Genomic DNA, 24474 nt, shown 5'->3' on the forward strand with positions numbered 1-24474 from the left:
TAGAAAATCGAGGAAAATGTTATGGAAAAATACAGCAGAATCAAAGCATTGATTTCTCTTGATGCAATCAGATATAATTTTGAACAGATGAAGAAGAACATAAAAGAGGGAACAAAGATCATCGCAGTGATCAAAGCAGACGCATATGGTCACGGTGCAGTACCTATTGCGAGAATGCTTGAGGAATTTGATTATATATGGGGATTTGCTGCGGCTACAGCCCAGGAGGCATTACAGCTTCGAAAAGCCGGGATCACAAGACCGATTCTGATCCTGGGGCTGGTATTTGAAGAATATTATAAGAAACTTGCCGAAAATGATGTGCGCATGGCCGTCTGTGATTATGAGACTGCCAGGAAATTTAACAAAGCTGCTGAAGCAGCGGGCAAAAAAGGTCTGATCCATCTGGCTGCGGATACAGGCATGACCAGGATCGGATTTAAGGACAGAGAGGAGAGTCTGGAGGAAATCCGCAGGATTGCAGCTCTTCCCAATGTGGAAATTGAAGGTTTATTCACTCATTTTGCAAGAGCAGATGAATACGACCGCACCCCGGCAATGGTTCAGCTGAAACGATATCTTGATTTTTCGGATCTTCTGGAAAAAAATGGAATCCATATTCCACTGCATCATTGTTCTAATAGTGCCGGAATAATCCGTGTACCGGAAGCCAACCTGAACATTGTCCGTGCCGGAATTACCATTTATGGAATTTATCCCTCTGAGGAAGTGGAAAAAGACATTGTAATGCTGAAACCTGTAATGTCCCTAAAGAGTCATGTTTCCTACGTGAAAGATGTGGAGCCGGGGGTTCAGGTAAGCTACGGTGGAACCTACACGACAGATCATGTTACAAAGATGGCGACGATTCCTGTTGGATATGCAGATGGATACCCAAGAATGCTTTCTAATAAAGGCTGGGTTCTGATTCATGGAAAAAAAGCGCCGATCTGTGGCAGAGTCTGTATGGATCAGTTTATGGTAGATGTGACAGAAATCCCGGATGTAAAGACAGGGGATGAAGTGACACTGCTTGGAAAAGATGGGGATGAGGTTATCAGTGCAGATACACTGGGAGATCTGTCCGGCCGTTTTTCTTATGAATTTGTATGTAATATCAGCAAACGTGTGCCAAGAATCTATATCCGCGATGGGAAAGAGTGCGGCGAGCTGACATATTTTGACTGAGCATACCCAGACAAATTGTGACGCGTATCCTTTGGAAAGCCTTTTGCAGGTATGCGTCAGGTAAGAACAATATAGACGGAAAGGGTTCCGTTACCGGCTTTTATAAGAACCCGTAACGAATTGCGGGAAAAATACCACACATGTATACACATGAAAAAAGTTGGAAATACTTATTTTCAGAAAAGTAAAAGTAAAACGGAGTGTGAATTGTGTGGTAATTAAAAGAGGGGATATTTTTTATGCGGATCTTCGGCCCGTGGTGGGAAGCGAGCAGGGAGGCATCCGACCGGTACTTATTATTCAGAATGATGTAGGCAACAGACACAGTCCTACCGTGATCTGCGCAGCGATTACATCCAAAATGAACAAGGCGAAGCTGCCCACCCATATTGAGATTGATGCATCGGCCTATGGAATTGAAAAAGATTCTGTAATTTTGTTAGAACAGCTTCGCACCATTGACAAGAGAAGATTAAAAGATAAAGTATGTCACCTGGATGGTCCTATGCTTGACAAGGTGAACCATGCTCTTGAAATCAGCCTGGAGCTTACATTCTCTTGACGAAAAGAAACTTTAGTGATATAGTTGTAAAGTCTCAGCGGCATTGACTGCCGCAATTGCACATTCGTGCTGCTGTGGAATAAGGAAGCAGCAGTATGTTTTCGTTACTGCGAAGGTAATAAGCAGTAACGCTGTCTAGGAGGAACAAAGGTTTAATATATGGAATCTGGCAGTAGTATGCCCCTGGCGGGCTTTGTCATTTTATTATTGCTTTTGTGGCTGAATGGTATTTTTTATGGATTTTCAGCTGCAGTGCACAATCTGAGCGAAAACGAAGTGGAGAAACGGGCGCAGGAAGGAGATAAGAAAGCAGTCTTTCTTCTTTCCCTGATCAACAATCCTGTTTCATTTGTCAATGCGATTCCGCTGATTGTTATGGCTTCCGGAGTCTGTTTCGGAGCATTTATCGTTCCATGGGCTACCGAGACCTTTTATCCCTACATAAAGCATTTGGCTGCATTGATCCTGGTGCTTGCACTGGTGATCATTCTGCTTGCGTCTCTTGGTATTCTTACATTCAGGAGAATCGGAACCTATCACCCGGAAAAATATGCATATCGGTATATGAAGATTGTAGGATTTTTTACCAGGATCCTGTATCCTTTTACTATGTGCGTAACCTTTATTGCCAAGCTGGCAGCAAGGCCATTTGGTGTTGCTTTTAATCAGTCAGAGGATCCGGTGACGGAGGAAGAGATCATTTCCATTGTAGATGAAGCCCATGAGCAAGGTGTCATTGAGGAAAACGAAGCAGAGATGATCCAGAATATCATGGAGTTTACGGACACTGAAGCCAAGGACATTATGACGCATCGCAAGAATGTGATCGCATTTGATGAGGAGGACAATCTTCAGACCATTGTGGATACCATGCTTGAGGAAGGAAATTCCCGTTATCCTGTATTTAGAGAGACGATAGATAATATAGTAGGAATTATTCATTATAAAGATGCTTTGAAATTTCTCACCAGGAATTCCTGGGCGAAGTTCAAACCCCTTAAGGATCTGCCGGGATTGATCAGAGAAGCTTCTTTTATTCCGGAGACAAGGGGAATCAGTGATCTTTTCAAATCCATGCAGATGAAGAAAATTCATATGGCAGTGGTAGTGGACGAGTATGGACAGACTTCAGGAATTGTCTCAATGGAAGATATTCTGGAGGAAATCGTAGGAGATATTCTGGATGAATACGATGAAGACGACAGTACGTTCCGGACGCAGAAGGATAACAGTGTGATCATTGACGCACTGGCGTATCTGGAAGATGTAGCGGAAGAGCTTGGAATTGATTTCGGTAAAGTGGAATTTGAGACCTTAAATGGTTATCTGACGAATCTTCTTGGACATATTCCCACAGAAGATGATCTGGATAAAGAAATTGTTGTAAACGGCTACCGTTTCAGAATTCTTTCCCTTGGCAACAAAACCATCGGAAAGGTGCGGGCCGAAAAGATAAAAAAAGAACCAAAAGGAGAGGATAAGAAATGTCAGGACATTCAAAATTCGCAAACATAAAGCACAAGAAAGAAAAAAACGATGCTAAAAAAGGAAAAATCTTTACCATCATCGGTCGTGAGATCGTAATGGCTGTTAAAGCAGGTGGTCCGGATCCGAACAACAATGGTAAGCTTCGTGACGTTATTGCAAAGGCAAAGGCAAACAACATGCCAAACGATACCATTGAGCGTGGTATTAAGAAAGCAGCCGGTGCTGATTCCGCAGACAGTTATGAGAAAGCTGTATACGAAGGATATGGTCCGAATGGTGTTGCCATCATCGTTGAGACTCTGACTGATAACAAGAACCGTACAGCCAGCAACGTAAGAAACGCTTTTACAAAGGGTAACGGAAGCATTGGAACCCAGGGCTGTGTATCCTATATGTTCGATCAGAAGGGTCAGATCATCATCGACAAGGAAGAGTGCGAGATGGACGCTGACGAACTGATGATGACCGCTCTTGATGCAGGTGCTGAGGATTTCAACGAAGAAGAGGACAGCTATGAAGTTCTCACTGCTCCGGATGATTTAGGTGCAGTACGCGAGGCTCTTGAGGCCGCAGGTGTTCCGCTTCTTGAGGCACAGGTTGCCATGATCCCGCAGACAACTGTTGAACTGACAGATGAGAAATCCCTTAAGGATATCCAGAGAATCCTTGATCTTCTGGATGATGACGACGATGTAACAGATGTATGGCATAACTGGGACGAATAATTTAATCAGATTTGCAGATACTACCTCCATACGATTGTGTGGAGGTATTTTTTATGCAGCAAAGAGAGGATAATGAAGCAGAAAGTGAAAAAAAAGAATCTGTAGAAAAAGAAGAACAGCAAAATAAGCAGATCCGTGATATGGGACAGGTTATTTTAAATGAGAATTCCAATAAATACAAAGTGGAACTTCTGACGATCATCGGTGAGGTAGAGGGGCACGAATCGGCGCCGTCTCACAGCAAAACTACCAAATATGAGCATGTTTTGCCAAAGCTTGCCATGATCGAGGATGACAAGTCTGTGGACGGGCTTCTGGTTTTGCTTAATACTGTGGGCGGTGACGTGGAAGCTGGTCTTGCCATTGCAGAGATGATCGCCTCTTTAAGCGTGCCCACAGTGTCCCTGGTACTTGGAGGCGGTCACTCCATTGGTGTTCCCATGGCTGTATCTGCAGATTATTCTTTTGTAGTTCCCAGTGCCACCATGGTGATCCACCCTGTTCGCACAAATGGCATGTTTATTGGCGTCGCCCAGTCCTACCGCAACATGGAGAAAATCCAGGACCGGATCACCACCTTCATTTCCAGTCACACTCACATGTCCCAGGAAAGACTGGAAGAACTAATGCTGGACACTACGCAGCTGGTAAAAGATGTGGGAACTATGTTAGAAGGTCCGGAGGCAGTGAAAGAAGGTCTAATCGATGAAGTTGGAGGAATGAAAGAAGCTCTTGGGAAATTATATGATTTAATTGGGAAAGAGAAAAGCAAATCCCCTGAAAAATGAAAAATTATACATTTTTTGGAAAAAATATAAGAAAAACAGGAGAATTTTATTTTACTAACCTGTCTTTTTGTGCTATAGTGTTATAGGATATGACCGACACAAGTGTCCATACAGCGGACATATACATGAAGTGACGGTTAAATATAGGTTACTGCCCGCGGAGTGAGCAGCAACAAATATAGTACTTCAGGAGGGAACTATGTATAAGATACTCAACGCAGAGAAACTTTCTGCAAATGTTTTTCTTATGGATGTGGAAGCTCCTCGTGTGGCTAAGCATTGTCTGCCTGGCCAGTTCGTCATCGTGAAAATGGACGAAGTAGGAGAGAGAATTCCGCTTACAATCTGCGACTATGATGCAGAGAAAGGTACTGTAACAATCGTTTTCCAGCCGGCTGGTGCTTCAACAACCAGAATGGCCCAGCTGAAAGCAGGCGATTACTTCGAAGATTTTGTTGGACCTCTGGGACAGCCATCTGAGCTTTGCCATGAAGATCTCGAAGAGCTTAAGAAGAAAAAAATCGTTTTCGTAGCAGGTGGTGTTGGTACAGCTCCTGTATATCCTCAGGTGAAATGGCTTCACGAGCATGGCATTACCGCTGATGCGATCGTTGGTGCCAAGACAAAGGATCTCCTTATTCTTGAGGACAAGATGAAAGAAGTATGTAATCTGTATGTTACTACAGATGATGGTTCTTATGTACGTAAAGGTATGGGTACAGATGTACTTCGTGACCTTGTGCAGAATCAGGGCAAAGAGTATGATCTCTGCGTTGCAATCGGACCGATGATCATGATGAAATTTGTCTGCCTGTTAACAAAAGAACTGAACATTCCTACAGTTGTCAGCATGAACCCGATCATGGTAGACGGAACCGGTATGTGCGGAGCCTGTCGTTTAATGGTTGGCGGCGAAGTGAAATTTGCCTGCGTAGACGGACCGGAATTTGATGGACATAAAGTTGATTTCGACCTTGCCATGAAGAGACAGCAGATGTATAAGACCGAAGAGGGACGTGCTCTTCTGAAGCTTCAGGAAGGCGATACCCATCACGGCGGATGCGGACATTGTGGAGGTGACAAATAATGGCAGATGTATTAAAGAAAGTACCAGTCAGAGAGCAGGCTCCTAAGGTTCGTGCTACTAACTTTGAAGAGGTTTGCCTTGGTTACAATAAAGAAGAGGCAATGGAAGAAGCAAACAGATGCCTTGGCTGTAAGAAAGCAAAATGTATGGAAGGATGCCCGGTATCTATCAATATCCCAGGCTTCGTTCATGAAGTAAAAGAAGGAAACTTTGAAAAAGCTTACCAGATCATCGGTGAGTCCAGTGCTCTTCCGGCTGTTTGCGGACGTGTATGTCCTCAGGAGACACAGTGCGAGGGTAAATGTATCCGCGGTCTGAAAGGGGAAGCTGTTTCCATTGGTAAACTGGAGCGTTTCGTTGCTGACTGGGCGAAGGAGAATGGTATCAAACCAGTTCCGGCTGCACAGAAGAACGGACATAAAGTTGCAGTGATCGGTTCCGGTCCTTCCGGACTTACCTGCGCCGGAGATCTTGCAAAGATGGGTTACGATGTAACAATCTTCGAGGCACTTCACAAAGCTGGTGGAGTTCTTGTTTATGGTATTCCGGAATTCCGTCTTCCAAAAGACAAAGTAGTTGCAGCAGAGGTTGAGAACGTAAAATCTCTGGGTGTTAAGATTGAGACCAACGTTATCATTGGTAAATCCGTAACAATCGACGAGCTTCTTAAAGATGAGGGCTTTGAGGCTGTATTTATCGGATCCGGTGCCGGACTTCCTATGTTCATGGGAATCCCGGGTGAGCAGGCTAACGGTGTATTCTCCGCTAACGAGTACCTGACACGTAACAACCTTATGAAAGCATTCCGTGAGGATTATGATACTCCGATCGCACATGGCAAGAAGGTTGCTGTTGTTGGTGGTGGTAACGTTGCTATGGACGCTGCAAGAACTGCACTTCGTCTTGGCGCAGAGGTACATATTATTTATCGTCGTTCAGAAGCAGAGCTTCCTGCACGTAAAGAGGAAGTTCATCACGCAAAAGAAGAGGGCGTACAGTTTGATCTTCTCTGCAATCCTGTTGAGATCCTTACAGATGACAAAGACTGGGTAACCGGTATTAAATGTATCCGTATGGAGCTTGGCGAGCCGGACGCTTCCGGAAGAAGACGCCCTGTTGAGATTCCTGGTTCTGAGTTTACCATCGACGTTGATACTGTTATCATGTCCCTTGGTACAAGCCCGAACCCGCTGATTTCTTCTACAACCATCGGTCTTGATGTAAACAAGAGAAAATGTATCATTGCTGACGAAGAGTTTGGTAAGACTTCAAAAGAAGGCGTATATGCTGGTGGAGATGCTGTTACAGGTGCTGCCACTGTTATCCTTGCTATGGGAGCAGGTAAAGCAGGTGCACGCGGCATCGATGAGTATATTAAGAGCAAATATGCAAAATAAAAGCTGCTGGCCTCAAAATGGACAGTAACAAATATATGCACCTTTTTTCTGAGAAGTAAGAAGGTATGAGTTCCCTGTCTGGGATTTCGGTTTGAAATCTCAGGCAGGGTTTTTTCTATTAGAGCGTGTTTGAAAAATCATTCCTGCAATCTGCAGACAAAACAGTCGTTCGATTAAAGTTGTATCTTTGCCTGCTTTGTGGTATAATAGGTACGCTTGACGGGTTTTTGCGGACCGTCTTATCCCAAAGAAAAGGAAATATTGAATATGTCAGTTTTACAGGCGATTTTATTAGGAATTGTTCAGGGAATCACGGAGTTTCTTCCTGTGAGCAGTTTCGGACATCTGGCAGCCATAGAAAATGCAATGGGAATTACACGAAACACTGCAGTCCTTTTTGAAGTGCTTCTTCACATAGGCACGATGGTGGCAGTTTTTTTTGCATTCCATGAGGATCTTCGCCGGATCGGAGAGGAGCTTCTGGGCATGATCATGGATATAATCGGGAATGTAAATATCTATTTTCACAACAGGAAAACCGGTGAGAATCTCCACTATGCCAGAGTGGTGCACGGAACATACCGTAAATTTACAGCGATTATGGCTGTATCATTTATTCCCACAGCATTGCTTGGATACATTTGCAGAAGACTGGTGACAAGAGCGGCGATTTCCCCGCTTCTTCCAGGAGCATGTATCCTTGTGACAGGAGTGTTTCTTCTTGTGACAGACCTCAGTAATATCGGTGGAATCAAGACACCGAAAGATGTGACTTATGACAATGCCATGTGGATTGGAATTTGTCAGGGGATTTCCGTATTTCCAGGTATATCCAGATGTGGAATGACGATTTGTGCAGGCTTATTATGCGGTTTCAGCAGGAAATTTGCAGTGAAATATTCTTATCTTATCAGCATTCCGGCAGTTCTGGGCTCTCTTTTTCTGGAGCTTGGACAGTTTACCACGCCAAAGATGAGTGTGTCTCTTGGATTTACCTATGTCTTTGGTATGATCGTGGCGGGAGTAGTTGGATATTTTATGATACGCAATCTGCTCCGCATTTTGCAGCATGCGAAACTGCGCTATTTCGCATTTTACTGTTTTGTGGCAGGGGCCATAGCGCTTATTAGCAATTTTGCATAACTGTCCGGCAGGAAAGCTTACAGAAACACGGATCGGTTACAAATTTGCCTGATGAAGGGGGAACTTTTTAATGGCAGCGTCTAATACGCCGAAGAAATCAACAACCAAACGTGGTACATCCGCGAAGAAAAAATCTTCCGCACGTACCCAGTCTAAAAAGAATACAGCAGGAAAGCAGTCAATATCCAGCGGCTTTCAGACGGAAATCATACTTCTGGTGCTGATGGCGGCAGCAATCATTCTTATGGTAAGTTGTGTCGGACTTGGTGGAAATGTCGGAGGAAGCATCAGCAAGGTACTCATGGGAGTAATGGGACTGATGGCTTATATTTTTCCCGTTGTACTTTTTATTATGGCAGCATTTCTGATCTCCAATAAGGGAAATGTGCTTGCTTATAAAAAAACAGCCGCCGCCGCAGTTCTGTTTCTGATCTGCTGTGGACTGGCACAGCTTTTTACAGAAGGCTATACAGAGAGTACAACTCTTGCAGAATATTACAGGATCAGTTCTGAGTATCGTACTGGTGGCGGAGCCATTGGAGGCGCAATCTGTATTTCTACAATCTCCGCATTTGGAACCATCGGTGCTTATGTGATCATTGTACTTGTGATCCTGGTATGTTTGATCCTGATCACGCAGCATTCTTTCCTGGGATTTTTGTATAAAGTTTATGATAAGATCCTGGAAGCTGTGAAGGGGCAGCAGGCGCTCTATCAGGAGGGAGCACCGGAGCGTCAGCTGAAGAAGCAGCTGAAAGTCCAGCAGCGCCAGCTGGCAGCCCAGGAGCGCCGTGAGAAAAGGATGCAGGAGCTGGAAGCTGCACTTGCCGAAGAAGGGATTGCTTCAGATATGGTGGAAGAACCATCCCGTTTTGAGAAAAAGGCAGCCAAACAGAAAGGGAAAAAGGCTTCCAGGACAGCTGGAAATGATTCCAGGGCAAATTCCCGGATGAGAATGCGTGGAAATAACCAGACCCGGGGCAGAAGAGGAGAAAACCTGGATTCTACAAGCTTTCTTGCAGGGACAGATTTATTTGAAGATAGAAATTCCGAGGAAAGCGGGGAATCTGTGGATCAGGAATTTCCTTTAAATCCAGAGAATGCCATGAATCCGGGAGATGCAGGATCACTGGAGAATATGACTACAGTGAATGGAGAATTTTCCGAGAGTGCTTCTGCTCAGAATCTTCCGATTAATACAGGAAAGTATGTGGATATCAGTGAGTATCGGGTCCAGGATGATGATCTGTCAATTGATGACAGAGAATCACAGGAGGAAACACAGCTGCAGTTTGCAATTCACCGTTCTGAGCCAGAGCAGTCAGACGAGCCAGATCTGAATACGAGCGCCTCCTCTGGACAAGATGATCCTGTACCGTCATATTCTATGGAAAAGGATACCACGGAAGAGGACGGTACTGTCTATATGAAAAATCCAGTTAGCAGTGACCAACCAGCTGAGGCAGAGGAAGAAGAAAACAGTTATGATGGAGTGGATTTTAATGAAGCTATGGCTACCATGCAGAATGCAGTTGCTTTGACGAGAGATACTTCTGGCGCAGCAGGTGGCGCTGCCCATGGATCTCCGGCAACTTCTGGCTTCCACTCTTCTGAAGCTTCTGACGAAATGGCAGCGGGGAATGGAGTTTCGGATGAAACTACTTCCCGTCAGTCGGCGAAGAATCCTAAGTCTTCCAGGCAGGAGATTGCCAACGGAATTGTAAATATCCAGCATGAGATCAAAACCCAGGAAGCGGCGGTGAAAAAGGAATATCAGTATCCGCCTGTGAATCTTCTGAAACGTGGAAATGGGAAATCCCAGGGAGATTCTGATTCCCATCTTCGAAAGACAGCTCAGAAATTACAGGAAATCCTGTATAATTTCGGAGTAAATGCCAAGGTTACAAACGTAAGCTGCGGACCTACAGTTACCAGGTATGAGCTGCAGCCGGAAATGGGTGTAAAGGTAAGCAAGATCGTAGGTCTCTCTGATGATATCAAGCTGAATCTTGCCGCGCCGGATATCCGTATCGAAGCTCCGATCCCGGGTAAAGCAGCTGTAGGTATCGAGGTACCAAATAAAGAACACAGTGCGGTTATGCTCCGTGATCTGATCCAGAGTCCGGAGTTTATGAATGCCAAATCCAAGCTGGCTTTTGCTGCTGGTAAAGATATTGAGGGTAAGACGATCGTGGCAGATATTGCCAAGATGCCCCACCTTCTAATCGCAGGTTCCACCGGATCTGGTAAATCTGTTTGTATCAATACACTTATTATCAGTATTTTATATAAAGCCAAGCCAGACGAGGTTAAGCTGATCATGATTGACCCGAAAGTGGTAGAGCTTAGTGTTTATAATGGTATCCCGCATCTGTTCATTCCGGTTGTCACAGATCCGAAGAAAGCTGCGGGGGCTCTGAACTGGGCAGTAAATGAGATGAGTAACCGTTACAATACTTTTGCAGAGTATGGGGTACGAAATCTGGAAGAGTTTAACCGCAAGATTGAGAAGATGAAGTTCCCGGAGGGAGAGCAGCGCCCTGAGAAAATGTGTCAGATCGTCATTATCGTAGATGAGCTTGCAGACCTTATGATGGTTGCACCAGGGGATGTGGAGGACGCTATTTGTCGTCTGGCCCAGCTGGCCCGTGCTGCAGGCATCCATCTGGTTATTGCTACCCAGAGACCGTCTGTCAATGTTATTACCGGTCTTATTAAGGCGAACATGCCGTCACGTATTGCCTTTGCTGTCACTTCCGGTGTGGACTCCAGAACCATTCTGGATATGAACGGCGCAGAGAAGCTTCTTGGTAAAGGAGATATGCTGTTTTATCCGCAGGGCTACCAGAAGCCTGCCAGACTGCAGGGAGCCTTTGTTTCAGATGACGAAGTCAGTAATATTGTGGATTTCCTTGCAGATAAAAATCCACGGACAGATTACGACAATAAGATTGAACAGCAGATGAACAATGCGGTTCTTACAGCTGGCGGAAGCTCCGGCGGCAATGAGCGGGATGTCTATTTCGAGCAGGCGGGTAAGTTCATTATTGAGAAGGAAAAGGCTTCCATAGGTATGCTGCAGAGAATGTATAAGATTGGATTTAACCGCGCAGCCCGTATTATGGACCAGCTGTGCGATGCAGGGGTTGTAGGACCGGAAGAGGGCACCAAGCCACGTAAGGTACTTATGTCTATGGAGGAATTCCAGACATATGTGGAAGAACATTTATAGGAAATTAATTCATGTTATGAAAATCTGTATATGAATAATAGCACAGAGCCTGTCTAAATACGTTTAAAATAAACTATGAGGACGGATTATCAGAAGTATGAATTGGAGTAATAGTTAAGAAAATATAATACATGTAAAGGAGACAATAAAAATGGTAAAACATATGGTAATGTGGTCATTTAAAGAAGAGATTCCTGAGGAGAAGAAGCCTGAATTAAAAGCACAGATCAAAGAACATCTTGAAGGTCTGGTTGGTGTTGTGCCAGGGCTCATTAAGGCAGAGGTTGTTACAGACCTTCTTCCATCCAGCACACGTGATTTGTGCCTGATCACTGAGCTGGAGAGCGCTGAGGCACTGGCTGCCTATGCAGTAAATCCGAATCATGTTCATGTTGCAGACACTTACGTAAGACCAAATGTATGCGACCGTGTAGCAATGGACTTTGAGGTGTAAATGGAAATTCGTATTATCACAGTTGGAAAAATTAAAGAGAAATACCTGAATGACGGAATTGCAGAGTACGCCAAGCGCCTTGGCCGCTACTGTAAGTTGAATTTTATCCAGGTGCCAGATGAGAAGACTCCGGATAAAGCTTCCGATGCGGTGAACCGTCAGATCAAAGAGACGGAGGGCAATCGGCTTCTTAGCCATATTCGCGATACAGATTATGTGATTGCACTTGCTATAGAGGGTAAAATGCTGGATTCTGTAGAGCTTTCTGACCTGATTGCCAGATTAGGCGTTCAGGGAAAAAGCAGCATTGCCTTTGTGATCGGAGGATCACTTGGGCTTTCTGATGCTGTTTTGAAACGGGCAGATTATAAGCTCAGTTTTTCAAGAATGACGTTTCCGCATCAATTGATGCAGATGATTCTGTTGGAACAAATTTACAGGGGATATCGGATTATGAATCATGAGCCTTATCATAAATAATGAGATTTCATTTTTGTAAAGTTCCATAAATGATAATTACAGACACAAGAACTCCCAGATGTTAGAGCATGTTCGAGGCAGCTAACATCCGGGAGTTTATTAGTTTACACGAGCAATCAGTCAAAACCTAAAGCCGACGTTTGTGTAAGTTTCTGGTGATTGCTGCCATAACGCGCAAAACGTGTGGTGTACGGTTTGTTAAAGCTTGCAATATATTTGAAGATAAATTTGGAAGTGGTACTTAAATTCCACTTGTACGGATAGATTCCACAGCCTCTTTGATTTTCTCTGGTGGAAGTACCAGCGCGAAGCGCACATATCCTTCCCCATGAGGACCAAAGCTTGCGCCAGGAGTAACGATGACACCGGCTTTTTCCATTAATTCCATACAGAATGCCATGCTGTCCGTGCGTTTTCCCGGAAGCTTTGCCCATACGAACATAGTTCCTTTGCCGTTTGGCTTCTCCCAGCCAATGGAAGCAAGTCCGTCGCATAGAGCATCACGGCGTGCCTGGTATTGTCTGCATTGTTCTTTTACGCTGTCCAGAGGTCCCTCCAGGGCAGCGATAGCAGCTTTCTGGATTGGCAGGAACATACCGAAATCGATCTGGCTGCGAAGCTTTTTAAGAGCAGAGATGATTTCTGGATTTCCAATGAGAAAGCTGATTCTGGCGCCGGTTACGTTAAAGGATTTGGAAAGGCTGAAAAATTCAACACCAACCTCCCGCGCACCAGGAGTGGCAAGAAAACTTCCACCTTCCACGCCATCAAAGATAATGTCGCTGTATGCATTATCATGGATAATTAAAATATCGTATTTTTTTGCAAATGCAACAATTTCTTCATAAAGTCCTGGTGTAGCAATGCTGCCTACCGGGTTGGATGGAAGAGAGACTACCATGTAACGGGCCTTGCGAGCCACATCTTCCGGAATATTCTTTACATATGGCAGGAAATCATGCTCTGCTACAAGCGGGTAGTAGTAAGGAACTGCGCCTCCTAATTTGCTTCCTGCTGCGAAAACCGGATAGCACGGATCTGGAAGAAGAACCACGTCTCCCTCGTCGCATAAAGTCATGCCAAGATGTCCCATGCCTTCCTGACTTCCATAAACGGACATTACCATATCCGGCGTGATTTCCACATGGAAACGCTTCTTGTAATATGCACAGACCGCATCCAGAAGCTCAGGCAGATCGCGGAGACTGTAACGCCAGTTCTGATCGTCAGCAGCAGCTTCCATCAGTGCTTTCTTAATATGATCCGGTGTATGGAAATCCGGCGTTCCAACACTCATGTTGTAGATCTTCTTTCCCTGTTTCTCAAGTTCAAGCCGCCTTTCATTGAGCGCGGCAAAAATTTCATCTCCAAATAAATCCAGTCTTTTGGAAAAATTCATCGTAAGTAAGCCTTCTTTCTCTCAAAATGCCAAACCAATAGGTTTATGCTAAAATCCTGTTTATTTTATCACAGTACTACAACAGAGTGCAAGACAAAAATGTATTTTCGGGCAAGACATTTGTATTGCTAATAGCAAACGAAAATGGATGGCTGCCGTGCACTGCCAGATTTAGGGGTAAAGTTCTTTTTTGTATAAATTTTAGAAAAAAATAGCAGCAGACACTTAAGAGGGCATTGTCTAAAAATAGAGAAACGTGTATAATTGGCTATATCAAACCAAGGGAGGAAAAGAAAATGAAGAAGTTTCTCGAAGAATTTAAGGAATTTTTTGCATGGTGAAAGCTCTGAATAAAGCAGCTGAGAAAATCCCCCCCCTTGATTTGAATAAAAAGACATGCGAGGATATAAATGAAAGACTACATGGCCCCTATGGAGGGCGTGACAAACTTTGTATACCGCCGGACTTATCACCGGTTTTATCATCCCATGGATAAATATTTTACTCCGTTTATTTCTGCCAAGCCGAAGAAAAACCTGAGCTTCCAGGAAATTTGCGAGGTGTCACCGGAGCGGAATGAGGGAATGTACGTGGTTCCCCAGATCCTGACCTGCAATGCAGATGATTTTATCCGTACTGCCCAGCTTTTGAAAGATGATTACGGACACCAGGAAGTGAACCTGAATCTTGGTTGTCCTTCTGGAACAGTTACAGCGAAGGGAAAGGGTGCCGGATTTCTGGCAGAGCCCCAGAAGCTGGATCAGTTCCTGGATCAGATTTTTTCGAAACTTGATATGAAAATTTCCATAAAGACCAGAATTGGAACTCACTACGAGGAAGACTGGGAGTATCTGCTGGCCATTTATGAAAAATATCCCATTCATGAACTGATCATCCACCCAAGGATTCAGACAGATATGTATCGCGGAGTGCCGCGGCTCGGAGCTTATGAGAAGGCTGTAAACCGTCTGAAAATGCCACTTTGCTATAATGGGAATCTGTTTTCTGCAGCTGATTATAAGCGGATTACAGAGCGTTTTCCAGACACTTGCTGCTTCATGTATGGAAGAGGGCTGATCACGAATCCGGGGCTGGTAACTGAGATCCGGAAAGGCATTCGTCCGAATAAAAAGACAGTAAGAGAATTCCATGATTGTCTTTTCGAAGAGTATCGGGAACTTCTTTCCGGCGAACGGAATGTGCTGTTCCGTATGAAAGAATTATGGAGCTATATGGCCGTTAATTTTACAAATTATGAGAAATATGCCAAGAAAATCAAGAAATCCCAGCATCTGTCAGAGTATTCGTCTGTGGTATCCAGTTTATTTGCAGAGCAGGATTTGATAGATTAAGTATTTTGGATATTTAGAACGCTGAAAGGATCCCCCTTGGCGGGCTAAATAGCAATAAATAATTCGAAAGAGGAATAACATGTTAAATACCGATCGTTTTGAAGAATTTATATCTCAGTATCCCATTTATGAATACCGCCTTGTGGATACTGCTGAAATAGAGGTAAGGGAGCGGGTGCGGATCATCTGCAAACAGGAGTGTGAGCGCTATGGCACCACCTGGGCCTGTCCCCCTGCTGTGGGCAGCCTGGAAGAATGTGGGAAGCGAATCCACAGTTATCCAAATGGAATTCTTTTTTCCAGTGTGGCAGAGGTTTCTGATGTGATGAACATGGCGGAAATGCTTGCCACCCGAGATGCTCACGAGGAGCTGACTACAGAGGTAGCCGGATTTTTAAAAGGGGAGGGATTTGAGACATTTACCCTGTCCACTGAATCCTGCGATCTTTGCGAGCATTGTGCCTATTTAGACGGAAAGCCCTGTCGCTTCCCGGAGAAAATGCATCCCTGCCTGGAAAGTCACGGTGTAGTGGTAAATGAGCTGGTAGAGCATCATTCCATGGAATATAATCTTGGCGGAAATACCATTCTGTGGTTTTCTCTGGTGCTTTTTCGCCAGAGAGCGTGATCTGTTAACTGTAAATCAGAATGAAAAGAAAACCTCCCGCATAAGCTAGAGATAAAGAACGGGAGGCTTTTTTTATGTCTGTATCAGAACGTTTTATGACAGCTATGGAACTTCCTGGTGACCTGTCTTGTAAAGCCCCTATTATAACGATTACCGGACCGTCGCAGGTACAGATTGAAAATTATAAAAGCATCTTATCCTATACAAGCGAGAAATTAATCGTGGTTACCTGCCAGGGACGCGTGATCCTTCAAGGGAAAAATCTGGAAATATTTCATTACACTACTTGGGAAATGGAAATAAAAGGGCAGGTTTTGTCGGTAATGTTAGAGCGTGTTTGAAAAATCATTCCCGCAGTCTGCCAGCTCCGGTTTGCGGTATATTTCACCTGAATTCGGTTGCCGTCCGGCAGTACATCGTAAATCCAATATAAATGGAGGCGAGATTAAAATGAATAACCCCGAAAAAATACTCCATGGATTTTTAGAACTTTCAGTATCCGGTGACCAGCTGGAACGCTTCCTGAATTTGTGCCACGCCAGAGCTGTCTCTTTGGAAAGAATCCGTTATCTGTCAGAAAAAAACATAACAACTCGCATTTCCATAAATGATTTCCGAAAACTCCTTCCCATACATAGAAAGACCAGAGTCCGTATCCATATTCTAAAAAAAAGAGGTTTGCCGTTTTTGCTGCTCAGAATCCAAAAACGTAAGTGCTTTACAGCCGGGTTCCTTCTTTGTGTGGTCTTGCTGCTCTGGCTCTCTGGCCACATCTGGAATATCCACATTGATGGAAATGTAAAAAATTCCACCCCTCAGCTTCTGGAATTTCTGGACCAGCAGGGAATTACCCATGGGATCCGTAAAAATCAGGTTAACTGTACCCGGATTGCCGACCTTCTCAGGAAAAACTATCCGGATATTACTTTTGTTTCTGCCAGGGTTCAAGGTACCCGGCTTCTTCTTACCATTCAGGAAGAAAACCTCACAGAAGATATCCAGCAAACCAACTCCCCATGCAATCTGATTTCCGACCTGGATGGAAAAATTGTGAATATGGTTATCAGAAATGGAACTCCACTTGTTAAAACTGGAGACATTTGCAAACAGGGTGATATTCTGGTATCTGGCGAGGTGCCGATCCTGAACGACAGTCAGGAAGTTGTACGTGTGGAATACGTTCCGGCAGACGCAGACATCTATGTGCGTCATCAGATTGCCTATTATCAGGAGGTCCCCCTTTCCTATGAAAAAAAGGTTCAAAGCGGCACTTCAAAAACCAGCTGGTATTTTCGTGTTGGTGACTTCGTTTTTGGCGCAGATACAGGAAAAAAATCCAGATATATAACCTCAACGGAAGAAATCCCTTGGAAACTTACCGAGAATTTCGTCCTTCCTTTTTCCCTGGGAAAAATCACCCGAACACCTTATAAGATACAGAGCACAGTTTACACGAAAGAACAGGCTCAGAAGAAAGCAGTACAGCAGCTGAGAATATATGAACAAAAACTTCTGAATAAAGGAATCCGGATTGCAGATTCCCGGTTGTCAGTCACATTTGACAGTACAAATTGTACTGTGCAGGGTACATTGACAGTAGACGAAAAAAGCGGAAAGAAGCAGAATATAGAATTCAGTCAGGAATCATAAGTGTTGAAAAACAATCTTTAGAGTGGTATACTTTTACCCAGAGATATTTTTGAACAGACACAAGGAGGAGCAGTTTTTGAAATCCACGAATATAGAGATTGACTCATTAGATATTTTACAGGAGCTTTTTGGAATCAATGATAAGCTGATCAAGGTGATTGAGAATCGTCTTGGCGTATCCATTACCCAGAGAAATTCCTGCATTACCGTAAGTGGGACTAATGACGGCAGGATACATTCAGCTGTGAATATTATTGAAGCCATGAAGGAAGCTCTTGAAAAACAGCAGCAGCTTTCCGTGGATATGATCCATCGTTTTCTGGATGAGACCGAGGAAGAGGATGACAGCGAGGAGGATATTGCAGACAGCACCCGCAAGGTGCTGGGGGATGCAGTGACTTTGAATTATAAGAATATTCCAATTCGAACTAAGACAATCGGACAGAAAAATTATATCACTGCTTTGAAGAACAATACGGTTACTATCTGTATCGGACCTGCCGGTACAGGTAAAACATACCTGGCAGTTGCTTATGCGGCAGAGCTGTACCGGAATGACGAGATTGAGAGAATCATTCTCAGCCGTCCGGCCATTGAAGCGGGCGAGAAGCTTGGTTTCCTCCCGGGAGATTTACAGGAGAAGGTTGATCCTTATCTGAAGCCGCTTTACGATGCACTAAATGACGTATTCGGGCCGGATCAGGCTGCGAAGTTAAGAGAACGGGGAATCATTGAGGTTGCACCTCTTGCATATATGCGAGGCCGTACTTTGAATAACAGTATGATCATCATTGATGAGAGCCAGAATGCCACACTTCCTATTTTGAAAATGGCACTTACCCGTATTGGTACTGGTTCTAAGATGATTCTTACCGGCGATGTAACACAGATCGACCTTTCCAAAGAGACGGATTCCGGACTTCAGAAGTGTGCTTCTATTTTGAAAAATGTAGACGATATTGCTACTATTTCTCTGACGAACCGTGATGTTGTCCGCTGCAAGATCGTGAAGGACATTGTTAAAGCATTTGAGAAAGAGGAAGCGAAAGCCCAGGAAAAGACCCAGAAGCGGGCAGTTCGGAGGACAAGCCGGTAATTGGGAAGCCAGGACAAAATTTTCAGTAAATGACAATCAATATCCTGTGGGAAGATTAATTTGAAACTGAAATGTGAATTTTACAGAATAATTCAAACAAAATAGTAAAATTGAACATATGGTGTCGCCTGTTTGAGAAATCAGGCAGATGTCATACAGGAGGAATAAGTTTTGGTAACAATAGAATATGAATGCGAGACCGATTTTGACCTTGGACTTGACTGTCCGTCTCTTGCTAAATTAGTTGCAGAGAAGGTGCTTGACATGGAGAAATGTCCATGGGATGCACAGGTAAATCTGGTTCTCACAGATAATGAAGAGATTAAAAGGGTAAATACAGAGTTCCGTGGCATTGAGAGAGCTACTGATGTTCTTTCTTTTCCAATGCTGCCATTTGAGACACCGGCAGATTATTCTGTGGCTGAAGATGATGAGTCCTGCTTTGATCTTGACAGTGGAGAGCTTCTTCTGGGAGATATTATGATTTCTGCAGAACGTGCTGCTGCCCAGGCAGAAGAGTATGGACACAGTGTAAAGAGGGAATTTTGCTTCCTAGTTGCACATAGTATGCTACACCTTCTGGGATACGATCACATGACTCCGGAGGAAGCCGCAGATATGGAAGCACGCCAGGCGAAGGCACTGGAGGAACTTGGAATTACCCGTTAAATTTTTTTGTGCATGACCCTATAGCTGGAGAGGCTTTTGCTGTTTGCCGTGAATAAGTTACTATGAAAGTTCCGGATGGCAGTTGCAAAGCGACTGATTTTCATATAAGGTGATGTCATCAGCAGGTGGCATTACCATTCCGGATGTATTTATAAGTGGCGGTTTCTGCAGTTTCTGTTCAGTTAGAAGGTTAAATATATATGCATAAGGAGGAGAAGACATGAAGAAAAAAATATTTAAACTTCTCACAGGAATGTTGCTTTCCTGCGCACTTGCAGGATCCACAGTAGCGGTACAGGCAGAGGAAGCCGGGACAGATACCGTGAAGAGTTATCTTACCGGAGAGGATGTATCTGTCGGCATTGGCCACAGACGTCCCATCGCAGTTATGCTTGGCAACGATACCAATGGCGCTCCACAGAGCGGAACTGAGAACGCAGGAGTCATTTATGAAGCACCGGTAGAGGGAAGCATCACCCGTCTCATGGCGATCATCGAGGACTATGACAATATTCCAAGGATCGGTTCTGTGCGAAGCTGCCGTGATTACTTCCTGTTCTATGCAAATGAGTATGATGCCATCTATTCTCATTATGGACAGGCTGTATATGCACTTCAGTATCTGGACCAGCACCTGATCGACAATCTGAACGGACTTACCCTTGGAAATGCTTACTATCGCAGCACTGACCGTGTAGCACCGCATAATGCTTACACTGATTTCTCCCATCTTCAGGCAGGAATCCAGAGCCAGGGCTATAGCCAGGATTATAAAGAGGACTATAATGGTCATTTCCAGTTTGCACCGGAAGGAACTGAGACAACCCTGGATGACGGAGTTTCTGCAAATGTTGTGAAGCTTGATAATTTCGCTTATAACCATCCGTGGTTTGAGTACAATGCAGAGACTAAGGAGTACAGCCGCTTCCAGTTTAATGCACCGCATATTGACCAGAACACAGGCAATCAGCTGACATGTGAGAATATTATTTTACAGTATTCCAACTATGTTCCATATGATCCAAATGGTTATCTGAACGTAGATACCCAGTCCGGAGGTGAGGGCAAATACATCACCAGAGGCAAGGCAATCGACATCCACTGGACAAAGGATTCCCAGTGGGGAATCACTCATTATTATGATTCCAATAATCAGGAGATTCAGCTGAATCCTGGAAAAACATGGGTCGAGATCGTGCTGAATGATTCTGTAGGTTCTGTGTCTTTACAGTAAAATAAATTAAAAATGGAGAGGGACGTCATAAGATAAGGCGTTCCTCTTTTGTATTTACGTGAAAAACATGCGCTAGAGCCTGTCTGCACCAGCGCATGATGCAAAAGAACGCGTTTTGACTTGATTTGCAAAAGTGATAGGACGATCAAAACACGGTAGAGCTCTTTCAGACTATGCAATATCTTACAGAAACAATAATTCTACACGTTAAAATGTGAAATTTTTCTGAAATTGAGAACTGTTTACCTGAAACCATGGACGAAATGAAAAAAATGATGTAAGATAAGAAATTGATATGTATGAAAAACTACATGGAAACATAATAACGGAGTTGACAAATAAAATGAATGATCGGGAAAGACTGAAAGATAAAAAACGTATTGTAATCAAGATTGGAAGTTCCTCTCTTACCCATGCTGAAACTGGCAAGCTGAATCTTCGGAAACTGGAGATTCTGGTAAGGGAATTGGGCGATCTTCGAAATCAGGGTAAAGATGTGGTTCTGGTATCTTCAGGTGCCATCGCTGTTGGAGCAGCAGCTCTTGGATTTAAAGAGAAGCCACAGGAGCCTCGTCAGAAACAGGCATGTGCAGCGGTTGGACAGGCCAGACTTATGATGATTTACCAGAAGCTGTTTGGAGAATACAATCAGATGGCAGGTCAGATCCTGATGACCAAAAATACCATGGTAAACAACGCCAACCGCAAAAATGCAGAGAACACGTTTAATGAGCTTTTATCCATGGGTGTGATCCCTATTGTTAATGAGAATGACTCTATTTCCACCTATGAGCTTCAGTCTCTGGAAAAATTCGGAGACAACGATACCCTTTCTGCAGTGGTAGCTGCTCTTATAGGGGCAGATCTTCTGATCCTTATGTCAGACATAGACGGACTTTTTACAGATGATCCGAATACAAATCCAGATGCGAAATTTATTGACACGGTAGAAACATTGGACGATGAACTTCTTAACATGGGAAAATGCTCCTCCGGAAGCAAAGTGGGCACTGGAGGAATGGCTACCAAGCTTACAGCTGCCAGAATTGCCACAGCTGCCGGTACCGACATGGTAATTGCCAATGGCGGCGATTTTCATAATATTCACCGCATTGTGGAGGGCGACCCCTGCGGTACATTGTTTGTTGGAAAGAAAAAGGAAGAATTTTTCCTGATCGATTATATTGAAAAATTGCTGTAACTGTTCAGTATCTTCACAGTTACAATTGCTTTAAGTTTTTGTATAAATTAAAATTACACAGAACATTCTCAGGAGGAGTATATTATGGACAGCACAAAAATCGACAGAATCAACACGCTTCACCATAAGGCACAGAGTGTAGGCCTTACAGAAGAAGAGAAAAAAGAACAGGCAGAGCTGCGCAAGGAGTATATTGCCACCATTAAGATGAACCTTAGAAATCAGCTGGATAATATTGATGTAAAGGAAGCCGATGGTACGGTTGTGAATCTTGGAGAAAGATATGGAAGAAAAAAGACTCATTAGAAAGCAGATTTTTGCAGCCAGAAAGCAGTGCAGCGATGCGCAGGTAGAAGAATGGAGTCATCAGATTACAGATCAGGTGCTGAAACTCTCAGAGTTTGTGAAGGCTAAGCATATTCTGGCTTATGCAGATTACAATCATGAAGTAATGACCAGATATATCATTGAGGAAGCCTGGAAAGCAGGAAAAGAAGTAGCAGTCCCGAAGGTTGTGGGAAAGGATATGGTTTTTTACCGCCTTACTGATTTTTCTCAGCTAGAGCCTGGATATTTTGGAATTCCGGAGCCTGTCAGAGGCGAGATCGTGAAGTGGGAGGATGCTCTTATGGTCATGCCTGGTGTAGCTTTTGATCCTGAGAACAACAGAGTGGGATATGGCGGCGGCTTTTATGACCGCTTTTTAGAAAAACATCCTGATATTACCAGACTGGCAGTGGCTTTTGATTTTCAGATCCTTGATCTGGTGCCCACAGAACCTACGGACATTTGTCCTCAGATCATTGTGACACAGAGTAAAGTTTACCGGAGGGAGGACTTATAAATGAATGAAATGCTGGAAACTCTTGGCAGGAATGCCAAAGAGGCAGAAATCGTTCTTCGAAACCTTGATACAGCTAAGAAAAATCAGGTTCTGGAGGCTGTTGCAGACAGCCTTGTTGCAGATTCGAAAGCACTTCTTACAGCAAATGCCATTGATGTAGAGAATGGCAGGAAGAATCAGATGCCAGAAGGACTGGTGGATCGTCTGATGCTGACAGAAGCCAGAATTGCAAGCATGGCAGAGGGGCTTCGTCAGGTTGCGGCACTGGAAGATCCTGTCGGGGAAGTGACCGGGATGAAAAAACGTCCCAACGGACTTCTCATCGGACAGAAGAGAGTCCCTCTTGGAGTGATCGGAATCATCTACGAGGCAAGACCAAATGTGACAGCAGATGCTTTTGCCCTCTGCTTTAAAACTGGCAACGTGGTGATCTTAAAGGGTGGTAGTGATGCCATCCATTCCAATACTGCTATTGTGGATTGCATCCGCAGAACCCTGGATGAGAATGGAATTACGAAAGATGCGATCCAGCTGATCTCTGATACTTCAAGAGAGACTACCGGAGAATTCATGAAGATGAATAAATATGTGGATGTACTGATTCCACGAGGGGGCAAAGGTCTTATTAAAGCAGTTGTAAATAACAGCACGATTCCTGTAATCGAAACTGGTACCGGAAACTGCCATATTTATGTGGATGAGAGCGCAGATCTTCAGATGGCGGCAGACATTGTGATGAATGCCAAGACACAGCGGGTGGGTGTCTGCAATGCCTGTGAGTCTCTTCTGGTGCATGAGAAAGTGAAGGATGCTTTCCTTCCGGTTCTTGCAGAGCGCCTTCGGACAAAGAATGTGGAGATGCGTGCTGACGAGGAAGCGAAGGCTTTGATCCCAGACGCAGTTACTGCCACTGAGGAAGACTGGGGTACAGAATATCTGGACTATATACTTTCTATAAAAGTAGTTGGATCTGCAGATGAAGCGATTCGCCACATCAATCGCTACAATACAGGCCATTCAGAGGCAATTATTACCAGAGATTACAACAATGCCCAGAAATTCCTGGATGAAGTAGATGCAGCTGCTGTATATGTGAATGCTTCTACAAGATTTACGGATGGTTTTGAGTTTGGTTTTGGTGCCGAGATCGGAATCAGCACCCAGAAGCTTCATGCCCGTGGCCCCATGGGACTTCTGGCACTTACTTCCACAAAATATATCATTTATGGAAACGGACAGATTCGTCCTTAGGTTTGATTTTTGAACCGAGATATGTTATACTAGACTTCGATGTTAATATTTAATATGGGGGACTCATTTATAAGGAGGACTTTTTAAAATGAAGAAAAAGCAACTTTTGGTATTCATTATGGCGGGAAGCCTTGCAGCCGGAATGTCTCCGGTGACAATGGCATTTGCAGAGGCAGATACCCAGACCGTGACAATAGAGGACACAGTAGCTGTTGCCGCAGAGTCAGAAGAAGGAGAAGCAGCAGCTGAACCAGTGCAGGATATTTCAGATGCCGCAGCAGATACACCTGTGGAAGAACCTGCACAGGCAGCAGATACGCCGACTGCAGAACCAACCCAGGCAGCTGCAGATACACCGGCAGCAGAACCAACCCAGGCAGCTGTAGACACACCGGCAGCAGAACCAGCTCAGGCAGCGGATGCGGTTGTGGATGATGGCTTTAACAGCGGAGATACTGCTGAGCTGACTTTGGAGGAAGAGGAGAGTGCTACCCCTACTCCTGAGACCACTGGTCAGATTATCCTGAAGGCAGCAGATGGAACCCAGACATCCTATTCCACATTAGCAGAGGCAATTGCGGCAGCACCGGTTAATATTGGCAAGGA

Annotated in this window: 23 protein-coding genes and 1 pseudogene; 23 read left to right on the plus strand and 1 reads right to left on the minus strand. The window is 44.3% G+C overall.

Features of this window, described 5'->3' with window-relative positions:
- Positions 1 to 21: 21 nt before the first annotated feature.
- The 11 genes from alr (at position 22) to rlmH (ending at position 12544) form a co-directional block, all read left to right on the plus strand.
- Positions 22 to 1188 (plus strand): alanine racemase, encoded by a 1167-nt coding sequence (gene alr, locus ABHC48_RS13145; protein ID WP_195699387.1) that lies wholly within the window; start codon positions 22 to 24, stop codon positions 1186 to 1188.
- Between the two features lie 211 nt (positions 1189 to 1399).
- Positions 1400 to 1750: a type II toxin-antitoxin system PemK/MazF family toxin gene (locus ABHC48_RS13150; RefSeq protein WP_021926628.1), complete on the plus strand. Its 351-nt coding sequence runs from the start codon at positions 1400 to 1402 to the stop codon at positions 1748 to 1750.
- 159 nt (positions 1751 to 1909) lie between these two features.
- Entirely contained in the window at positions 1910 to 3265 is a 1356-nt protein-coding gene (locus tag ABHC48_RS13155; protein WP_195699388.1) for a hemolysin family protein, read from the plus strand.
- Positions 3235 to 3963, plus strand: coding sequence for a YebC/PmpR family DNA-binding transcriptional regulator (locus ABHC48_RS13160; protein ID WP_118578401.1), 729 nt, complete (start codon positions 3235 to 3237; stop codon positions 3961 to 3963). The genes ABHC48_RS13155 and ABHC48_RS13160 overlap by 31 nt, the downstream gene beginning before the upstream one ends.
- 53 nt (positions 3964 to 4016) lie before the next feature.
- Positions 4017 to 4751, plus strand: coding sequence for an ATP-dependent Clp protease proteolytic subunit (locus ABHC48_RS13165; RefSeq protein WP_118578400.1), 735 nt, complete (start codon positions 4017 to 4019; stop codon positions 4749 to 4751).
- A 199-nt stretch (positions 4752 to 4950) separates the two neighbouring features.
- On the plus strand, positions 4951 to 5838 hold the full coding sequence (locus ABHC48_RS13170) for a sulfide/dihydroorotate dehydrogenase-like FAD/NAD-binding protein (protein ID WP_118578399.1): 888 nt from the start codon (positions 4951 to 4953) through the stop codon (positions 5836 to 5838).
- Positions 5838 to 7235, plus strand: a complete 1398-nt coding sequence (gene gltA / locus ABHC48_RS13175; protein WP_148462574.1) for an NADPH-dependent glutamate synthase — start codon at positions 5838 to 5840, stop codon at positions 7233 to 7235. The genes ABHC48_RS13170 and gltA overlap by 1 nt, the downstream gene beginning before the upstream one ends.
- A gap of 267 nt (positions 7236 to 7502) precedes the next feature.
- A complete protein-coding gene (locus ABHC48_RS13180; protein WP_118578397.1) occupies positions 7503 to 8378 on the plus strand; it encodes an undecaprenyl-diphosphate phosphatase in 876 nt (291 codons plus the stop codon).
- Positions 8379 to 8448: 70 nt separating this feature from the next.
- On the plus strand, positions 8449 to 11610 hold the full coding sequence (locus ABHC48_RS13185; protein WP_195699389.1) for a DNA translocase FtsK: 3162 nt from the start codon (positions 8449 to 8451) through the stop codon (positions 11608 to 11610).
- Positions 11611 to 11761: 151 nt separating this feature from the next.
- Positions 11762 to 12064, plus strand: coding sequence for a Dabb family protein (locus ABHC48_RS13190; protein WP_118578395.1), 303 nt, complete (start codon positions 11762 to 11764; stop codon positions 12062 to 12064).
- Positions 12065 to 12544 carry a 23S rRNA (pseudouridine(1915)-N(3))-methyltransferase RlmH gene (rlmH, locus tag ABHC48_RS13195; RefSeq protein WP_195699390.1) on the plus strand — a complete coding sequence of 160 codons (480 nt, stop codon included), beginning with the start codon at positions 12065 to 12067 and terminating at the stop codon, positions 12542 to 12544.
- Between the two features lie 241 nt (positions 12545 to 12785).
- Here rlmH and ABHC48_RS13200 read toward each other — a convergent pair whose 3' ends face one another.
- Complete coding sequence (locus ABHC48_RS13200; RefSeq protein WP_195699391.1) at positions 12786 to 13943, minus strand: aminotransferase class I/II-fold pyridoxal phosphate-dependent enzyme; 1158 nt, start codon at positions 13941 to 13943, stop codon at positions 12786 to 12788.
- A 410-nt stretch (positions 13944 to 14353) separates the two neighbouring features.
- Here ABHC48_RS13200 and ABHC48_RS13205 point away from each other — a divergent pair, with 410 nt between their 5' ends.
- The 12 genes and pseudogenes from ABHC48_RS13205 to ABHC48_RS13260 form a co-directional block, all read left to right on the plus strand.
- On the plus strand, positions 14354 to 15295 hold the full coding sequence (locus ABHC48_RS13205; protein WP_195699392.1) for a tRNA-dihydrouridine synthase family protein: 942 nt from the start codon (positions 14354 to 14356) through the stop codon (positions 15293 to 15295).
- A 79-nt stretch (positions 15296 to 15374) separates the two neighbouring features.
- A complete protein-coding gene (locus ABHC48_RS13210; protein WP_118578391.1) occupies positions 15375 to 15923 on the plus strand; it encodes a DUF2284 domain-containing protein in 549 nt (182 codons plus the stop codon).
- A 74-nt stretch (positions 15924 to 15997) separates the two neighbouring features.
- Complete coding sequence (locus tag ABHC48_RS13215; RefSeq protein ID WP_195590208.1) at positions 15998 to 16264, plus strand: YabP/YqfC family sporulation protein; 267 nt, start codon at positions 15998 to 16000, stop codon at positions 16262 to 16264.
- A 109-nt stretch (positions 16265 to 16373) separates the two neighbouring features.
- Positions 16374 to 17573 carry a sporulation protein YqfD gene (locus ABHC48_RS13220; protein WP_195699393.1) on the plus strand — a complete coding sequence of 400 codons (1200 nt, stop codon included), beginning with the start codon at positions 16374 to 16376 and terminating at the stop codon, positions 17571 to 17573.
- Between the two features lie 76 nt (positions 17574 to 17649).
- Positions 17650 to 18669 (plus strand): PhoH family protein, encoded by a 1020-nt coding sequence (locus tag ABHC48_RS13225; protein ID WP_118578388.1) that lies wholly within the window; start codon positions 17650 to 17652, stop codon positions 18667 to 18669.
- 171 nt (positions 18670 to 18840) lie between these two features.
- Positions 18841 to 19338 carry an rRNA maturation RNase YbeY gene (gene ybeY, locus ABHC48_RS13230; RefSeq protein ID WP_243284495.1) on the plus strand — a complete coding sequence of 166 codons (498 nt, stop codon included), beginning with the start codon at positions 18841 to 18843 and terminating at the stop codon, positions 19336 to 19338.
- Between the two features lie 220 nt (positions 19339 to 19558).
- Positions 19559 to 20572 (plus strand): DUF3048 domain-containing protein, encoded by a 1014-nt coding sequence (locus tag ABHC48_RS13235; RefSeq protein WP_226814800.1) that lies wholly within the window; start codon positions 19559 to 19561, stop codon positions 20570 to 20572.
- A 343-nt stretch (positions 20573 to 20915) separates the two neighbouring features.
- Complete coding sequence (proB, locus tag ABHC48_RS13240) at positions 20916 to 21773, plus strand: glutamate 5-kinase (protein ID WP_118578387.1); 858 nt, start codon at positions 20916 to 20918, stop codon at positions 21771 to 21773.
- A gap of 84 nt (positions 21774 to 21857) precedes the next feature.
- Positions 21858 to 22079, plus strand: a complete 222-nt coding sequence (locus ABHC48_RS13245; RefSeq protein ID WP_118578386.1) for a DUF896 domain-containing protein — start codon at positions 21858 to 21860, stop codon at positions 22077 to 22079.
- Positions 22057 to 22617 (plus strand): 5-formyltetrahydrofolate cyclo-ligase, encoded by a 561-nt coding sequence (locus ABHC48_RS13250; protein WP_118578385.1) that lies wholly within the window; start codon positions 22057 to 22059, stop codon positions 22615 to 22617. The genes ABHC48_RS13245 and ABHC48_RS13250 overlap by 23 nt, the downstream gene beginning before the upstream one ends.
- Complete coding sequence (locus ABHC48_RS13255) at positions 22618 to 23868, plus strand: glutamate-5-semialdehyde dehydrogenase (protein ID WP_195699394.1); 1251 nt, start codon at positions 22618 to 22620, stop codon at positions 23866 to 23868.
- 88 nt (positions 23869 to 23956) lie between these two features.
- Positions 23957 to 24474: pseudogene (locus tag ABHC48_RS13260) on the plus strand (hypothetical protein); the annotation flags it as partial.

This window comes from Ruminococcus sp. 1001136sp1, assembly GCF_039841815.1.
Classification (GTDB): Bacteria; Bacillota; Clostridia; order Lachnospirales; family Lachnospiraceae; genus Blautia_A; species Blautia_A faecis.

What these genes read in the sequence shown, in the direction of transcription:
- ABHC48_RS13160 (WP_118578401.1), top strand. Translation starts at nt 3,235, where the DNA reads ATGTCAGGACATTCAAAATTCGCAAACATAAAGCACAAGAAAGAAAAA.
- proB (WP_118578387.1), top strand. Translation starts at nt 20,916, where the DNA reads ATGAATGATCGGGAAAGACTGAAAGATAAAAAACGTATTGTAATCAAG.
- ABHC48_RS13215 (WP_195590208.1), top strand. Translation starts at nt 15,998, where the DNA reads ATGTCTGTATCAGAACGTTTTATGACAGCTATGGAACTTCCTGGTGAC.
- ABHC48_RS13165 (WP_118578400.1), top strand. Translation starts at nt 4,017, where the DNA reads ATGCAGCAAAGAGAGGATAATGAAGCAGAAAGTGAAAAAAAAGAATCT.
- ABHC48_RS13190 (WP_118578395.1), top strand. Translation starts at nt 11,762, where the DNA reads ATGGTAAAACATATGGTAATGTGGTCATTTAAAGAAGAGATTCCTGAG.
- ABHC48_RS13220 (WP_195699393.1), top strand. Translation starts at nt 16,374, where the DNA reads ATGAATAACCCCGAAAAAATACTCCATGGATTTTTAGAACTTTCAGTA.
- ABHC48_RS13235 (WP_226814800.1), top strand. Translation starts at nt 19,559, where the DNA reads ATGAAGAAAAAAATATTTAAACTTCTCACAGGAATGTTGCTTTCCTGC.
- ABHC48_RS13155 (WP_195699388.1), top strand. Translation starts at nt 1,910, where the DNA reads ATGGAATCTGGCAGTAGTATGCCCCTGGCGGGCTTTGTCATTTTATTA.
- ABHC48_RS13200 (WP_195699391.1), bottom strand. Translation starts at nt 13,943, where the DNA reads ATGAATTTTTCCAAAAGACTGGATTTATTTGGAGATGAAATTTTTGCC.
- ABHC48_RS13210 (WP_118578391.1), top strand. Translation starts at nt 15,375, where the DNA reads ATGTTAAATACCGATCGTTTTGAAGAATTTATATCTCAGTATCCCATT.
- ABHC48_RS13170 (WP_118578399.1), top strand. Translation starts at nt 4,951, where the DNA reads ATGTATAAGATACTCAACGCAGAGAAACTTTCTGCAAATGTTTTTCTT.
- gltA (WP_148462574.1), top strand. Translation starts at nt 5,838, where the DNA reads ATGGCAGATGTATTAAAGAAAGTACCAGTCAGAGAGCAGGCTCCTAAG.
- ABHC48_RS13250 (WP_118578385.1), top strand. Translation starts at nt 22,057, where the DNA reads ATGGAAGAAAAAAGACTCATTAGAAAGCAGATTTTTGCAGCCAGAAAG.
- ABHC48_RS13205 (WP_195699392.1), top strand. Translation starts at nt 14,354, where the DNA reads ATGAAAGACTACATGGCCCCTATGGAGGGCGTGACAAACTTTGTATAC.
- ABHC48_RS13180 (WP_118578397.1), top strand. Translation starts at nt 7,503, where the DNA reads ATGTCAGTTTTACAGGCGATTTTATTAGGAATTGTTCAGGGAATCACG.
- alr (WP_195699387.1), top strand. Translation starts at nt 22, where the DNA reads ATGGAAAAATACAGCAGAATCAAAGCATTGATTTCTCTTGATGCAATC.
- ABHC48_RS13185 (WP_195699389.1), top strand. Translation starts at nt 8,449, where the DNA reads ATGGCAGCGTCTAATACGCCGAAGAAATCAACAACCAAACGTGGTACA.
- rlmH (WP_195699390.1), top strand. Translation starts at nt 12,065, where the DNA reads ATGGAAATTCGTATTATCACAGTTGGAAAAATTAAAGAGAAATACCTG.
- ABHC48_RS13255 (WP_195699394.1), top strand. Translation starts at nt 22,618, where the DNA reads ATGAATGAAATGCTGGAAACTCTTGGCAGGAATGCCAAAGAGGCAGAA.
- ABHC48_RS13245 (WP_118578386.1), top strand. Translation starts at nt 21,858, where the DNA reads ATGGACAGCACAAAAATCGACAGAATCAACACGCTTCACCATAAGGCA.